The sequence below is a fragment of the Neobacillus kokaensis genome, assembly GCF_014656545.1.
GTDB lineage: Bacteria > Bacillota > Bacilli > Bacillales > Cytobacillaceae > Neobacillus > Neobacillus kokaensis.
Genome location: NZ_BNDS01000026.1, coordinates 11,963 through 26,765, shown reverse-complemented (window position 1 = coordinate 26,765; position 14,803 = coordinate 11,963). Strand labels below are relative to the sequence as shown.

General features: G+C 40.8%; 13 protein-coding genes and 1 pseudogene. 10 read left to right on the top strand and 4 right to left on the bottom strand.

What is annotated here, in order from left to right:
- Positions 1–237 precede the first annotated feature (237 nt).
- Positions 238–1,458, top strand: a complete 1,221-nt coding sequence (locus tag IE222_RS21070) for an RtcB family protein (RefSeq protein ID WP_191276267.1) — start codon at positions 238–240, stop codon at positions 1,456–1,458.
- A 50-nt stretch (positions 1,459–1,508) separates the two neighbouring features.
- Complete coding sequence (locus IE222_RS21065) at positions 1,509–2,066, top strand: GNAT family N-acetyltransferase (RefSeq protein ID WP_191276265.1); 558 nt, start codon at positions 1,509–1,511, stop codon at positions 2,064–2,066.
- Between the two features lie 59 nt (positions 2,067–2,125).
- Here IE222_RS21065 and IE222_RS21060 read toward each other — a convergent pair whose 3' ends face one another.
- Positions 2,126–3,088: a D-2-hydroxyacid dehydrogenase gene (locus IE222_RS21060; protein WP_191276263.1), complete on the bottom strand. Its 963-nt coding sequence runs from the start codon at positions 3,086–3,088 to the stop codon at positions 2,126–2,128.
- 176 nt (positions 3,089–3,264) lie between these two features.
- Here IE222_RS21060 and IE222_RS21055 point away from each other — a divergent pair, with 176 nt between their 5' ends.
- The 4 genes and pseudogenes from IE222_RS21055 (at position 3,265) to IE222_RS21040 (ending at position 8,672) form a co-directional block, all read left to right on the top strand.
- Complete coding sequence (locus tag IE222_RS21055) at positions 3,265–4,452, top strand: MFS transporter (protein WP_223282835.1); 1,188 nt, start codon at positions 3,265–3,267, stop codon at positions 4,450–4,452.
- Between the two features lie 185 nt (positions 4,453–4,637).
- Positions 4,638–5,782, top strand: a pseudogene (locus IE222_RS21050) (acyl-CoA dehydrogenase family protein).
- 16 nt (positions 5,783–5,798) lie between these two features.
- Entirely contained in the window at positions 5,799–6,953 is a 1,155-nt protein-coding gene (locus IE222_RS21045) for a thiolase family protein (protein WP_191276259.1), read from the top strand.
- Positions 6,954–7,106: 153 nt separating this feature from the next.
- Positions 7,107–8,672 carry a fatty acid--CoA ligase gene (locus IE222_RS21040; RefSeq protein WP_191276257.1) on the top strand — a complete coding sequence of 522 codons (1,566 nt, stop codon included), beginning with the start codon at positions 7,107–7,109 and terminating at the stop codon, positions 8,670–8,672.
- Between the two features lie 52 nt (positions 8,673–8,724).
- Here IE222_RS21040 and IE222_RS21035 read toward each other — a convergent pair whose 3' ends face one another.
- Complete coding sequence (locus tag IE222_RS21035) at positions 8,725–9,384, bottom strand: HAD family hydrolase (protein WP_191276255.1); 660 nt, start codon at positions 9,382–9,384, stop codon at positions 8,725–8,727.
- A gap of 130 nt (positions 9,385–9,514) precedes the next feature.
- Here IE222_RS21035 and IE222_RS21030 point away from each other — a divergent pair, with 130 nt between their 5' ends.
- Positions 9,515–9,703 (top strand): hypothetical protein, encoded by a 189-nt coding sequence (locus tag IE222_RS21030; protein ID WP_191276253.1) that lies wholly within the window; start codon positions 9,515–9,517, stop codon positions 9,701–9,703.
- Positions 9,704–9,868: 165 nt separating this feature from the next.
- On the opposite strand, the gene IE222_RS21025 is transcribed toward IE222_RS21030, so the two are convergent.
- Positions 9,869–10,168, bottom strand: coding sequence for a hypothetical protein (locus tag IE222_RS21025; protein ID WP_191276251.1), 300 nt, complete (start codon positions 10,166–10,168; stop codon positions 9,869–9,871).
- Positions 10,169–10,323: 155 nt separating this feature from the next.
- On the opposite strand from IE222_RS21025, the gene IE222_RS21020 reads away from it, so the two are divergent.
- Complete coding sequence (locus tag IE222_RS21020; protein WP_191276249.1) at positions 10,324–10,719, top strand: hypothetical protein; 396 nt, start codon at positions 10,324–10,326, stop codon at positions 10,717–10,719.
- A gap of 26 nt (positions 10,720–10,745) precedes the next feature.
- Here the strand turns inward: IE222_RS21020 and IE222_RS21015 are convergent, their stop codons facing one another.
- Positions 10,746–11,876: a M20 peptidase aminoacylase family protein gene (locus IE222_RS21015; RefSeq protein WP_191276248.1), complete on the bottom strand. Its 1,131-nt coding sequence runs from the start codon at positions 11,874–11,876 to the stop codon at positions 10,746–10,748.
- Positions 11,877–12,073: 197 nt separating this feature from the next.
- On the opposite strand from IE222_RS21015, the gene IE222_RS21010 reads away from it, so the two are divergent.
- The gene (locus tag IE222_RS21010; protein WP_191276246.1) at positions 12,074–13,099 is read left to right on the top strand and encodes an asparaginase; all 1,026 of its coding nucleotides are present in this window, start codon (positions 12,074–12,076) and stop codon (positions 13,097–13,099) included.
- A 25-nt stretch (positions 13,100–13,124) separates the two neighbouring features.
- Entirely contained in the window at positions 13,125–14,747 is a 1,623-nt protein-coding gene (locus IE222_RS21005; RefSeq protein WP_191276244.1) for a glutathione ABC transporter substrate-binding protein, read from the top strand.
- Positions 14,748–14,803 lie beyond the last annotated feature (56 nt).

The following is a 14,803-nucleotide window of genomic DNA, read 5'->3' as shown; positions in this document are numbered from 1 at the left end:
TTTTTTATGTGTGATGGATTTTGGAAAAGGAGTCTAGGTTTATAGTGCGCGAAAATGAGGAATTTTGCGCACTATGGGAGGTTCATAGAGCGTGGAATCGTGGAAAAGGAAAGATTCCTAATTGCATGGTTAGGCTTTATTGTGTTAACCCAATAAGGTATCCCAAAAAACTCATTGCCCAAATGTCCAGTTTCTGGTAGCATATTCATAATCTGCACCTGAAAGGGGGAAAACAAGGTGATACGAGTAACGGGATCGCAGACAGAAGCAAAGGTATTTTCTAACCATCCGCAGGAAACGGCGATTGAACAAATTCAAGAACTTTGCAATCAAGCATTTTTGAAGGATGCAAAAATTAGTATTATGCCAGACTATCATGCTGGGAAAGGCTGTGTTATCGGCACAACCATTCAGTTAAAGGATAAAGTTGTACCAAATCTGGTTGGCGTTGATGTCGGCTGTGGCGTTTTGACGGCAAAATTAAAGGAAAAAAACATTGATTTTAACAAGCTGGATCAGGTCATTCGAACCTACATCCCCAGCGGCCAGGAGATTCATACAGAAGAGACCGTTAAGTTTGTAAAAACTAGTTTTCCAGATGCAGAGGAATTTAAAGCCGCTCATATTTTAAGTCAAAATAAGAGCCGGTCCAGCCTGGGAACGCTTGGCGGAGGCAACCATTTTATTGAGGTCTCAATCGATTCTGATGGCTATTATTATTTAACCATCCATACCGGCAGCCGTTACGTTGGAGCAAGGATTGCGACTTATTATCAAAAACTAGCAATCTCAAACCATCGCAAGCATGATTTAACAGAAATAATTGCCCAATTAAAAACGGAAGGCCGGCATAAGGAAATACAAGCTATTATTGAAAGTCATAAGGAAAAAAATCCGGTAATTCCTAATGATTTAGCTTATTTAGAAGGAACGGATTTCCAGGATTATATTCATGACATGAAACTTGCCCAGGCATTTGCAAAATCAAATCGCGAGGAAATTGTCAGGGCAATATCGGAAAATATGAATTTTGACATTGTGGACCAATTTGATACGGTTCACAATTATATAGATACGGATAATTTGATTTTACGGAAAGGTGCGGTTTCCGCGCAAAAAGGTGAACGCCTGATCATTCCGATTAACATGAGAGACGGTTCGATTTTGGCGGTGGGAAAAGGGAATGAAGAGTGGAACTATTCTGCGCCGCATGGGGCCGGCCGTGTCTTAAGCCGGACGAAGGCAATGAAAACCTTGAATATGGAGGATTTCCATAACACCATGAAAGGAATCTGGACGACATCCGTTTCTGAGGAGACGCTTGATGAAGCGCCAATGGCCTACAAGCCGATGAATGAAATTCTAGAAAAAGTCGGGGAAACAGTCGAAATTGAAAGCTTCATTACACCTGTTTATAACTTTAAGGCCAGTGATAAACCAATCAGATATCGTAAGTAAGGCAGCGCTTCAAGTGCTGCCTTACTTTTAAAAGAAACGGAGCGGTTGAAATGAAAATCGAACAAATCAATAGCAATTTACCAACATTGGAAACGGAACGTCTTATTCTGCGAAAAATTACTTTAGGGGACGTTGATGATCTGTATGAATATTGTTCCAATGAAGAAGTATCCAAATATGTAACTTGGGATAAGCATAAGTGGCCCTCCGACACGAAGAAATTTGTCAATTTTGTCTTGCAACAATATGAAAATAAGAAGGTTGCTCCTTGGGGCATTGAATATAAAGAAACCGGCAAGCTCCTTGGGACAATAGATTTTGTCTGGTGGCGTCCAGAGCATAATAGTGCTGAAATCGGCTATTGTTTGGCCAAGGATTACTGGGGACGAGGAATCACCTCAGAAGCAGCAAAGGAACTAATAAAATTTGGCTTTGAAAAAATGGATTTAATTCGTATTCAGGCAAGGTGTTTTACAGAAAACATTGGCTCTCAAAGAGTAATGGAAAAGGCAGGTATGTCTTTTGAAGGAATCAACCGCAAGGCAATGTTTATCAAAGGCAAGCACCGTGATTTAAAAATATATTCAATCTTGAAAGAGGAATTTTAAAGGTGTCAGGCACCATGTGAAAATTTCACATGGTGGAACTGACACCAAAATGTTTTTACTTAATACCCTTTAGAATAATCAACAAGGTTAATTGAAGGGGTGCCCTCGGAGAGATAATCCTTTAAGTTTGGTATTAAGATATTTTCAACTACTCGTTGGTTATAGTGTTCCGTGGAGCCTGCAGTATGTGGTGTAATAATGACGTTATCCATTTTCCATAGCGGACTATCCGTACTTAACGGCTCTGTTTCAAATACGTCCAATCCGGCACCTGCAATTGTGCCTTCCTGCAACGCATGTACTAATTGGTCTTCCGCCACAATCTGGCCGCGGCCGATATTAATAAAAAAGGCAGAATGCTTCATTTGTTTAAATTGCGCAGCGCCAAATAATTGATGGGTTTCCTTTGTATACGGCAGCGTGACGACAACATAATCACACTGCGGCAGCACAAGATGCAGCTGGTCAGTTGTATACATTTCATCAACAAATTCAGCAGGTTTTCCAGAGTTTCTAACTCCAAGCACCTTCATTCCGAATGCTTTGGCAATTTTAGCGGTTTCGCTGCCGATAGCCCCTATTCCCATAATTCCAATCGTTTTTTTGTGGATCTCCAGTTTCATATTGGCATGATGCCAGATTTGTGCTTGCTGGTTTTTAACATATGTATGGATTTTACGGGTTAAACCCAGCATCAAAGCGAAGATGGTCTCAGATATCGGATAAGAATGGACGCCATTGGCACTGGTTAAACTAATATTTCGTGCAGCTAATTTTTCAAGCGGCATGGAGTCGACACCTGCGCTCCAGGTTTGCAGCCACTTCAGGTTTGACTTTGAACCTAGGCAATATTCATCTAGTCCCTTTTTCCAGCCGGCAATGATTTCGGCATCCTTTACTTCTTCTTGCCACACTTCTTTTTCTTTAGAAGCAATCAGTTCCCAGTCAGGAATAATCGCTTTTACTTGATTAAGCAGATCTAGTTCTAGGTTATGGGTGATGACTAATTTTCTTTTTTTCATCCAATGTAACCCCCGTTTAGACATGTTTGTTTAATTCAATAATACCGGATTTAGTCCTAAAAAAATAATAATTGCATTCCAGTTTTCGGAATTTTTATTTTTCTAAATGATGTGCTATTATTTAGAGCAACTAAATAAAATGAATGTTAGCAATATATAGAAAAGGCGGGAATTGTTTGAAAGAACGTTTGTGGACAAAATCATTTATTATGCTGATGGCGGGGAACCTTTTTGTATTTATGTCGTTTCAAATGTTGATTCCAATCCTGCCTCCATATATCAAATCACTTGGGGCGTCGGGGATTGAAATCGGATTGGTGACGGCGCTATTTTCGATTGGAGCGGTGCTCAGCAGACCGTTTATCGGATTTATGCTTGAGTATCGGCCAAGAAAGGCACTTGTTATAATTGGGGCGTTAATGCTCCTAGCTATTACCGTTCTCTACCCGATTTCGCAGGTCATTGTCATCTTTCTTCTTTTCCGTTTCCTGCATGGGCTGGCATGGGGATGGTCGACAACGGTAAATGGAACGGCGGCAGCAGATGCGATTCCCAATTCGCGTCTTGGAGAAGGGATGGGATATTACGGACTATCGGTCACCATTGGAATGGTCATTGCCCCGAGTCTAGGAATCTTTTTATTTAATGTCACATCCTTTAAAAATCTCATTTTTATCTCTTCCATACTCGGGATTATTGCTATTGTCCTTCTACTATTTGTCCGCTATCAAACACCGGAATCGGTACTGCAGACACGTAGGGAAGAGCTGACATTTTCTTATTTCGGATCTTCAGTAGATAAAACGAGCTGGTTTCCCGCTTTCATTACCTTACTCGTCAGCCTTGGCTATGGTGCAATTACCACGTTTATTGTGATATTTGGACAGGAACGCGGCATTAGTCAAATTTTTCTTTTTTATATACTTAATGCTATTATGTCGTCTATTTCCAGACCGTTTGCTGGAAAATGGTTTGATGAAAAGGGACCAAGAGGACTCGTGCTGTTATGTACGTTTATTACGTTCGCGGGGATGTGGGTACTCTCCTTTGCCAATTCTAATTTCTTAATTGCTGTTGCAGGAGCCTTGTTTGGAGTGGGTTTCGGTTGTTTAATTCCGACCTTGCAATCTTGGGCTCTAGTAATCACACCTGCAAATCGCCGCGGTGTGGTCAATGGGATGATTTTCTCCTCGATTGATTTAGGAATCGGACTGAGCGGGTTAATTTTTGGCTTAATTGCAGAATTTGTGGGAACGGCATCGCTCTTTAGAATCGGCAGTCTTTTTTTAATTGTAGCGATCATTATGGTTGTTTTATCTGAAAAAAAGAAGCAGCAGTCAGCTACGGAAAGAGTTGTTTCTTAAATAAGATATTAGAATATTACAAATTGGGAAGGATATTACCTTTCCTTTTTTTTATTTAAGGAGAAAATTTTCAGAAAATTTTGTTACAATAAAGTTAAATAAATTTATTCATAACGTACACTGATATAAGCCTTGCTGCCAATTAAAATAGTAAACGCTTACAGAGGGAAGAGAGGTTGATAGAATTGAAACATCCATACCTAAACGAAGACCATGAAATTTTTCGCCAAGCGCTAAGAAAGTTTTTGGAAAAAGAAGCATATCCCTTTTATGAACAATGGGAAGAAGACCGAATGATTCCACGCTCTTTTTGGACAAAAATGGGTGAACAGGGCTTTCTCTGTCCGGATATTGATGAGAAATATGGCGGCAGCGGTGTCGATTGGGGCTTCGCCGTTGTGATCAATGAGGAACTAGAGCGGGTTGGTACCAGTTTAATTGGAATTGGGCTTCATAATGATATCGTTGTTCCTTATATCACCACATTCGGAACCGAAGAACAAAAACAACGCTGGCTTCCGAAATGTGTCACCGGCGAAATCATTACCGCTATTGCCATGACAGAACCAGGAACGGGCTCTGACCTGGCTAATATTAAAACAACCGCTAAACTCGACGGTGACCACTATATAGTGAATGGCCAGAAAACATTTATCACTAACGGAATTCAATCCGATCTTGTGGTTGTCGCAGTAAAAACAGACACACAAGCAGTGCCGAAGCATAAAGGTGTCAGCCTGCTGGTAATTGAACGAGGGACCCCTGGTTTTTCAAGAGGCAGAAAGCTTAATAAGGTGGGGCTTCATTCGCAGGATACTGCTGAATTGATTTTTGAAGACGTCGTGTGACGAAAGAGAATCTTTTAGGAGAAGAAGGCAAGGGATTCCTTTATTTAATGGAAAAGCTTCAGCAGGAGCGTCTGCTTGTGGCTATCGGAGCACAAACTGCATCGGAAGTCATGCTTGAAATGACGATTGAATATGTCAAAAGCCGGGAAGCGTTCGGAAAGTCAATCAGTCAGTTCCAAAATACGCAGTTTAAAATCGTTGAAATGGCCACTGACATTCAAATGGGCCGCACCTTTTTGGATCAGTTGATTGCGGAGCATATTGAAGGGAAAAACGTGGTAACGAAAGTGTCAATGGCGAAATGGAGGCTTACGGAGAATGCCAGGAAAATTGCTACAGAATGCATGCAGCTCCACGGCGGTTACGGTTATATGGAAGAATACGAGATTGCTAGACGCTTCCGTGACATACAGGTTGGAGCCATTTACGCTGGTACAAATGAAATTATGAAAACGATCATTGCCAAGAATTTAGGCTTATAGAGAGTGAGGTATTAGTATGCGTGAAGTCGTTATTGTTGAAGGTGTCCGCACCCCGGTTGGCAGGAAAAATGGAGTACTGAAGGACATCCGTCCAGATGACCTGGCTGCTCTTACGTTAAAAGAGCTGGTCAATCGAGCCGGGATTAGCCCAGCTATTGTGGATGACGTTGTTTTAGGCTGCGTTACGCAGTCAGGAGAACAGGCTGGAGATATTGCCAGGGTGGCTGCGTTAAATGCCGGGTTCCCGATTGAGGTGCCTGGCACCACGATTGACCGCCAGTGCGGCTCGAGCCAGCAAGCGGTACATTTTGCCGCCCAAGCCATCCTTTCTGGAGATATGGATATCGTCATAGCCGGCGGTGTGGAGAGCATGAGCCGTGTACCAATGGGCTCCAACTATCAAGGAGCAGACCCGTTTAGCCAAAATTTAAGAAGCAGGTATGAAATGATTCATCAAGGATTGTCAGCGGAGCGGATAGCCGAGAAATATGGTTTTACCCGCGAGGAACTCGATCGTTTTTCGCTTGAAAGCCATCAAAAGGCATTGAATGCACAGGAAGAGGGCTATTTTACGAGAGAAATTTTCCCGTTAGAAGTGACGCTTCCGGACGGCACAACCATGATCGTTAAAGAGGATTCGGGCCCGAGAAGAGATACTTCTATGGAAAGATTAGCGGGTCTTAAACCATCTTTTAAGGAGGATGGGGTTATACATGCTGGGAATTCGAGCCAGATTAGTGATGGTGCTGCGGCACTTTTGCTTATGTCCCGCGAAAAAGCGGAAGAGCTTGGTCTGAAGCCGAGATTCCGTGTTCATACACGTGTCGTTGTCGGCTCTGATCCTACTCTAATGTTGACGGGACCGATTCCGGCAACACAAAAGGCATTAGAAAAATCAGCTCTATCCATTGATGATATTGATGTTTTTGAAGTTAACGAAGCATTTGCTCCTGTACCGCTCGCCTGGTTAAAAGAAACGGGTGCAAATCCGGCAAAGCTAAATCCAAACGGCGGCGCAATTGCTCTAGGCCACCCGCTTGGAGGCAGCGGTGCCCGGCTAATGGTGACAATGATGCATGAGCTGGAGCGTATCGGCGGGCGTTACGGTTTGCAAACAATGTGTGAAGGTCACGGCATGGCGAATGCTACGATTATTGAGAGGGTTTTTTAGGCTGAGTTGTAGCCGGAATTTGGATTCGCCGATAAACTTGGTAAATTCGCCGATAAACTAGCTGGATTCGCCGATAAAACTTCCAGATTCGCCGATAAAATTTTTCAAAACCATTTTGAAGTTCTTTGAAACAACAATTAGGAGGCGATTGCAATGACAACAACCATTGGAACTATCTTTGACTTAACGGTAAAAAAGTATCCAAACAAAGAGGCCCTTTATGATGTTCGAAGAAATGTCCGCTATACGTACAAGGAGTGGGACGAACAGGTTAACCGACTTGCCAACGCCCTTCAAAAGGAAGGGGTTCATAAAGGAGATAGAGTTTCGACGTTCATGTTCAATACCGAAGAATTAGGAACTGCCTTTTTTGCTTGTGCCAAAATGGGTGCCGTGTTTAATCCGATTAATTTCCGCCTTACTTCAGAGGAAGTGGCCTTTATTTTATCCGATGCCGCTCCTAAGGTTGTTATTTTTGAAAAAGCATTAGAGCCTGTCATCTCTGCCATCGCCAGCCGTTTCAAACACTGCTCTTTCTGGTTTATTGATACAGAAACACCTGCCTACGCTGCCAGCTATAAAGAAAAGGTCGCTGCAGCATCGACTGAAGAAATCCAAATTGACGTCCATGAAAATGATCTATATGCCTTTATTTATACAAGCGGGACAACAGGAAGGCCAAAAGGTGTCATGCACAGCCACCGTAATATGGTCGATCAAAGTGTGCTGTGTATTGCCTCCCAAAAACTCGAAAAAGAAGATGTCGGCCTTGTGACCGCCCCAATGTTCCATTGTGCCGAGCTGCACTGTGCCTTCCTGCCAAGAATCAACGCAGGTGCGAAAAATGTGATCCTTCACCAATTTAATCCGAAAGCTATTCTATCATTAATAGAAAAAGAAAAGATAACGAAGTTCTTCGCTGCACCGACGATGTGGAATATGCTCTTGCAGGAAGATTTAAGCGGATACGACTTATCCAGTTTGAAGCTTGGGTTATACGGAGCAGCTCCAATGGCGCCGTCTCTCGTTAATGCCCTTCATGACCGCCTAGGCATTTCTTTGGTTCAAGCATATGGGATGACTGAAATGGGCCCGGCCATTACCTTCCTATCAGAAGGAGACCAGCTTAGAAAAGCAGGATCTGCCGGGCAGGCCGCTATTAATCACGATATTCGCGTTGTCCGAACAAGGGATGATGGACCATCTAATCCTGATGATGTCGTTCCAGCTGGGGAAACTGGAGAGATTATTGTCAAAGGACCTTGCATGATGCTTGGCTATTACAATCGTGAAGAAGCGACTGAAAATGCAATGTATAAGGGCTGGTATCATTCAGGAGATATAGGTTATCTCGATGATGAAGGCTACCTTTATGTTAATGACCGTGTCGATGACATGATTATCAGCGGCGGTGAAAACATTTACCCAAGAGAAGTGGAGGATTTACTGCACAGTCATCCTGGAGTACTCGACGTTGCCATTGTCGGCCAGCCGGATGACCGCTGGGGAGAAACTGTAACTGCTTTTGTTGTAAAAAAAGATTTAAATATGACAGAACAGGAATTAGATGCATTCTGTAAAAATAGTGCAAGCCTTGCTAATTACAAGCGTCCACGTAAGTATATTTTTTGTGATGCTTTACCGCGTAACGCCAGCGGTAAAATCCAGAAGTTTGTACTACGAAAGCAGCTTGAAGAGCTTTTTACTAAAGAGTCATAAAAAGGGTATCAAATCCTATTGTTTATATGAATACAAAAAGTTCGCCTGAAATTTAGGCGAACTTTTTGTATGAAAATATTTGTTCGAAATTAAATTCGTCAAATGATTCAAATCTAAAGGTTTTTTCGGGGAATCTCAAAAAAGATGTGACCTGATTTGGGACTACGATGCATTTCATACCTGCATTAATAGCGGCATAGGCCCCATTAACCGAATCTTCAATGGCAATGGCTTGTTGAGGTTCAACCTTTAATTCCTCTAATGCTCTTACGTACAGGGCAGGATTAGGTTTAACCTTTTCAACATCTTCACATGTTTTGGTAACAAAGAAGTAGTCCCACAGTTCGAATTGGCGCAAAAATCCTTCCACCCACTCCCTGGATGAACTGGATGCAAGCCCAATTAAATAGCCAAGTTCCTTTGCCTCGGCCAATTTTCTCTTTACACCTGGACGAATGGATAGAGTGCTTCTTTTTTCTAAAAATAGCTCATTTGCTAATTTGTTTATGTTCTGTGGTTCAATTTTCATTCCGGTTGTTAGTTCGATGTATTGGTAAAACCCTTCATCTGTCGTGCCAATACTTTTGGCAAATTCCTCAAGAGGTAGGTCTATATGGTAATTTTCTTTAAGTAGATCCTTATATACATGGAACCAAGTTGTTTCTGTATCTATAATGGTCCCGTCAAAATCAAAAATCACAGCTTTTTTCATTTGTACCTCCGTTTTTTCAATGTAATAAATATAGTATTATATTCATTTAAGTAGTTTTATATTACATAATAAAATGATAAACTCATAGTATATACTGGAAAATCTTTGAAAAAAACAGGAGGCGCATTTGATGAGTAACTTTGGTTTGTTTCCGATAATACCGCTAATACTTTATCTATTTATTTTTGGATTAGTGATCTTTTTTATTGTCCGTGCGATACGATTTATGAATGAAAAAACAAGGTTGGATTATGAGCGGAATCAGAAGCTGGAGAATTTGATAAAGGCAATCCAGGATAATAAAGGGAGTGAAAATTAGTCAATTAATTGGGAGTTGCTGATGCGGCTACTTTTTGTGTTTAGTCCCCAGCTAATAATCTCTTTTTTATAAAGAGTAAGGATGGCAAGAAACTTAACTAGAGTGGAGTAAATTAGCCGATGAAAAATGGGAAAGAGATTAAAATCTTTCCCATTTGCACATTATTTACTCTATTACCCCATCAGGATAATTTTTAACGTAATGTTTATCACCTAGATGTTTAAAATCTTCGATGGTTTTTTGTAATTCCAAGATAAGAATACTTTTGATGTTATTCATACTTTCGTAAAAGACATGTTCTTGTTTTCCATTCGGGCTGATCCCGGCAAGAGAGTTCGATGCCGTGATACGTCGATGCTCGTCGGCCAGTTTATCAATTGCATCCATAACATGCTGCGTGTATTTTGCTATGTCTTTGTGCTCCGTTTTTAATTGGTCTTGAAGGTTTTTAAGTTGATCCTCCAATTTTGTCCCCCATTTCTTGTCATAATTAATAAACATTTTTCCCTTAATTACTCTTATTATTTATGTAAGATATTTAATTCAATTGGTGTCTAATATAGGTGGTGTTTTGTAGAAAGTTTTTTTGTTAAAATAAATCATTTGTTGGAGGGGCTTTAATGAAAAATAAACTGATATTTTTCGTATATTTTCTACTGCTTATTGTAGCTGGCTGCCAAATGTTAGATTCAAAGACACTTACTCAGTTTTATGAAAAAGAGCTGAACAGTGTTTCTAAAATCATCATAGTTGACGGAAACACAGGTTATAGGAAAACAATAACAGACAAAGAACTGATAGATGATTTTCTTAATAAAATTAAGGATATCAAATTCATTCCTGATGAAAATCAAGAACAAAGAGATGGGTTTAATTATTCAATTACTTTATTTGATGAAGAAAAAGAAACTTTTCAGTTTGGACTTACTCAAGTAAATGATACCTACTACCATACAGAACACGAAATATACCCGATTGTAGACCAATTTTATAAAAATAATCTAAGAGAAAAATAACCAAAAAGGACANNTGTCCTTTTTGGTTATTTTTCAATTTCGTCAAATGTTTTCATTATCGTCTTGGCTAAAATCTCGATTCCACTCAGCATAGCATCATGGTTAAAGCACATTTTGGGATGATGGAGCCCCGGAACTAAGTCACAGCCTAACCCAAGCATTGTTGCTTTTATCGTTGGTCTCTTTAATGTGTAAAAGTGAAAGTCCTCGCCCCCGCTGGACATATATGGCATCATGTGCTGTTCTGAACCTAAAGTCTCGATAATTGCCTCTTGCATAATGGCTTGAGCATCGGGGCTGATTTCCGCAGCCGCTATTTCGGCACCGACTTGCAGGTTAATTTTCGCCTCGTAAAGAGAAGCTATACACTCTATAATTTTCTCAACCTGATTGGATAATTGATGCATGATCTCGTTGCTTTGTGCCCGAAGATCTAAAGAAAAGGATGCACGACCGGGAATAATATTGCTGCTTTCACCACCGGCGTGAAATGCTGTCATTTTTACCGAGTAAGGAATCATCGGGTTAAGATGAATTTTACTAAGTTCATTTACAATGGCTGCACCAACCTCGATAGCATTTTGGCCTTGATGAGGTCTTGCTCCATGAGCATCGGTACCGATAATTTCTCCACTGAAAAATTTTGCTGCACCGTTAATAATCCCCGATGAAGCCTTGCCGAACGGGACCTCTTCCATAGGGCGGAGGTGTACCCCATACAAATAATCAATATCGTCGACCACACCTTTTTCTATTAGCTTTAACGCTCCGGTCCCTTTTTCCTCAGCGGGCTGAAAAATGAATTTTATTTTCCCTGGCGGCTGATAATTCAGCCTCTTTAGCAGTAATAATGTTCCGAAAACCATGGTCATGTGTGAATCGTGACCACAGGAGTGGTTTGCTTGAAAGGTCCCATCTACTTCCTGCCATAGGGCATCGATATCCGTTCGCAGACCCACACAGGTCTCACCAGAACCAATCTCCGCAATAAAACCTGTACAATCAGCGAAGGTAGTAATTTTGACTCCAAGTTCTTCTACTAAACTCTTCAAAAATTCAGTTGTGTTATATTCTTTCCAGCTAATTTCCGGGTGTGCGTGTAAATGCTGAAAGATTCGAAAAAGCTCTGATTTTAATTCTTCTATATGTGTTTTCATAGTAGACCTCCAATAGAATTGTGAATTAATAGGTTGTTTCGGGTGAAATAATCCATTGTAGTAGGGTAATAGTATTACAGATTAAAGTGGATTATATCAAAAAAATCTAAAAAATAAAATAAATAGGTTGTTATAGGTTGAAATATGTTTTATAATAATTTAAAATTATCAAAACAATTAAAAAAGGGGCAGAGAAAATGAACTCTACTAAACTAGTAAATGTCACCAGAGGCAATTTAATTGAGAGCTCCCATAAAGGCCATATTGCTGTAGTAGATGCAAAGGGACAATTACTTTACTACGCAGGTGATCCGAATGCTGTGATTTTCGCTCGTTCCTCAATGAAACCAATTCAGGCAATTCCGGTAGTGGAGACAGGAGCTGCTGATCATTATGAGTTCAGTGATGCTGACCTATCTATTTGCTGTGCTTCCCATAATGGGGAAAATATGCACACGGATCGTGTTGTCTCCATGTTATCTAGGGCTGGGATGGAGGACGTGTGTTTAAAATGCGGAACGCATATTCCGCGATGGCAGGATACATATAAGGAGCTAATTCTTGCGGGGAAAGATGTAACACCGCTATACAATAACTGTTCTGGAAAGCACTCCGGAATGCTGGTAACGGCCAAACATATGAACGAACCGCTTGAAAATTATTATGATTTAGACCATCCAGTACAACAAAGAATTTTAGCAGCCGTCAGTGAGATGACCGAATATCCAAAGGAAGAAATTGAGATTGGTATAGACGGATGCGGTGTGCCAGTTCATGGTCTGCCGCTTGAGCGTTTAGCATACGGATATGCAAGAATGGCTCAGCCAGACGGACTTCCGGAAACCCGCCAAAGTGCGATTAAGCAAATTACAAAGGCAATGGTAACTGCACCGGAGATGGTTGGAGGAACTGAGCGTTTCTGTACTGATTTTATGAGAGTTGGACAAGGCAGGTTCATCGGTAAGGCAGGAGCAGAAGGTGTTTATTGTGTCGGTGATCTTGAAACAGGTATTGGGATTGCCATCAAGATTGAAGATGGAAATGCCCGAGCTGCTTATCCGGCAACGATGGAAGTGTTAAAGCAGCTCCAACTAGTAACCGATCAGCAAATAGAAGAATTAATAAAGTATTACCGTCCTAAGCTACGTAATGCCAGAAATGAAGAAATTGGCGAACTAATTGCAGATTTCCAGCTACACAGTGCACCAGCACTTAAAAATTAATGATAAATAAAAGGAGGAATATAATTTGAAAAAGCGTTATCTTCAAGTAATTATTGCCGCTTTTCTATTATGCAGCTTGTTTTTAATTGGATGCAGCAATTCAAACAATACGTCTGGTGATTCGAAGGACAGCAAGAAAAATATTGAACCTGCAAAAACACAGCCGCTGGCTAAAAAGGATGGGAAAGATGTTACAATTTCCGTTGCTGATAACTTTATCAGTATGGACCCTCATGATACAAATGATACACTGTCTTATTCTGCACAAAAAACCATGCTAGAAGGTTTGGTTGGATTTGATAAGGATATGAAGGTTATTCCTGTTCTTGCAGAAAGCTTTACAGCAAGTGATGATGCAAAAGAATTTACCTTTAAGCTCCGCAAAGGAATCAAGTTCCATGATGGAACACCATTTAATGCAGAAGCGGTTAAAGCCAATATTGACCGTTTAGCAAATCCGGATAACAACTTAAAGCGTCACAGTTTATTTGCACTTGTAAAAGAAACCGAAGCTGTCGATGAATTTACAGTGAAAGTAGTTTTAAGTGAACCGTTTGGAGCGATGATAAACAACTTTGCTCACCCAGCGGCAATGATGCTTAGTCCTAAGGCATTAGAAACGTATGGCAAGGAAGTATCCCAGCATCCAGTTGGAACAGGTCCATTTAAGTTTGCTGAATGGGATCACAGCGACCATTTAAAAGTTGTAAAAAATGAGGACTACTGGAAAAAAGGATATCCTAAAGTTGACTCCATTACATTCAAGCCAACACCGGAAAATGGCGCACGTGTAGCGATGCTGCAAACGGGTGAAGCTGATTTTATTTACCCGGTGCCGACGGAGCAAGCAGAAAGCCTTAACGGTAAAGATGGTATCGTGGTTGAAAACAACCAATCTATCGTAGTTCGTTATTTATCGATGAATACCTTAAAGAAACCATACAGCGACCCTCGTGTCCGCCAAGCAATTAACTATGCGATCAATAAGGAGGCATTTGTTAAAGTCGTTATGAACGGCTTCGCAACTCCGCTTGACTCTGTTATTGCGCCAAACGTACAGTTCTATTCCAAACAGGAGCAGTATAAGTTTAATATTGAAAAAGCAAAAGAATTATTGAAGGAAGCTGGCTATGCCGATGGCTTCAATGCAAAATTATGGGGAAGTAACAATACTCAAACAGGTAAGGGCATGGAATTTATTCAGCAGCAGCTGGCACAAGTTGGTATAAAGGTTGAGATTGTACCGATGGAATCTGGAACAATGGCCGATAAAATTTGGTCTGTTGAAGATCCAAATAAAGCAGAAATTGAATTGTATTATGGAGGCTGGTCACCATCTACAGGTGATGCTGACTGGGGTGTTCGTCCGCTGTTAGGCGGCAAGGATGCATTCCCGCCAAAATCCTATAATACTGCATACTACAATAATGACGAGGTAAACCAAGCAATAAAAGATGCACTTGCAACAGCTGACCTAGAAAAACGTAATGCAGCATATGAAAAAGTTCAAGCTCTCATTTGGAAAGATGCACCATGGGCCTTCTTATCGGTAGATGACACCATGGCTGGAAAGAAAAACTATCTTGAAGGTATTTATCTGCTTCCAGATGGTGCATTAAGTACTGAAAATATTGAAATCAAACAATAATTTTAGGTTGAGCGCTATAGTCAAATATAGCGCTCATCTATTATCGGTAAAGGAGG

Excerpts from the sequence above, each read along its gene's own strand:
- IE222_RS21065 (WP_191276265.1), top strand. The coding sequence starts at position 1,509 with ATGAAAATCGAACAAATCAATAGCAATTTACCAACATTGGAAACGGAA.
- IE222_RS21060 (WP_191276263.1), bottom strand. The coding sequence starts at position 3,088 with ATGAAAAAAAGAAAATTAGTCATCACCCATAACCTAGAACTAGATCTG.
- IE222_RS21045 (WP_191276259.1), top strand. The coding sequence starts at position 5,799 with ATGCGTGAAGTCGTTATTGTTGAAGGTGTCCGCACCCCGGTTGGCAGG.
- IE222_RS21040 (WP_191276257.1), top strand. The coding sequence starts at position 7,107 with ATGACAACAACCATTGGAACTATCTTTGACTTAACGGTAAAAAAGTAT.
- IE222_RS21035 (WP_191276255.1), bottom strand. The coding sequence starts at position 9,384 with ATGAAAAAAGCTGTGATTTTTGATTTTGACGGGACCATTATAGATACA.
- IE222_RS21030 (WP_191276253.1), top strand. The coding sequence starts at position 9,515 with ATGAGTAACTTTGGTTTGTTTCCGATAATACCGCTAATACTTTATCTA.
- IE222_RS21020 (WP_191276249.1), top strand. The coding sequence starts at position 10,324 with ATGAAAAATAAACTGATATTTTTCGTATATTTTCTACTGCTTATTGTA.
- IE222_RS21015 (WP_191276248.1), bottom strand. The coding sequence starts at position 11,876 with ATGAAAACACATATAGAAGAATTAAAATCAGAGCTTTTTCGAATCTTT.
- IE222_RS21010 (WP_191276246.1), top strand. The coding sequence starts at position 12,074 with ATGAACTCTACTAAACTAGTAAATGTCACCAGAGGCAATTTAATTGAG.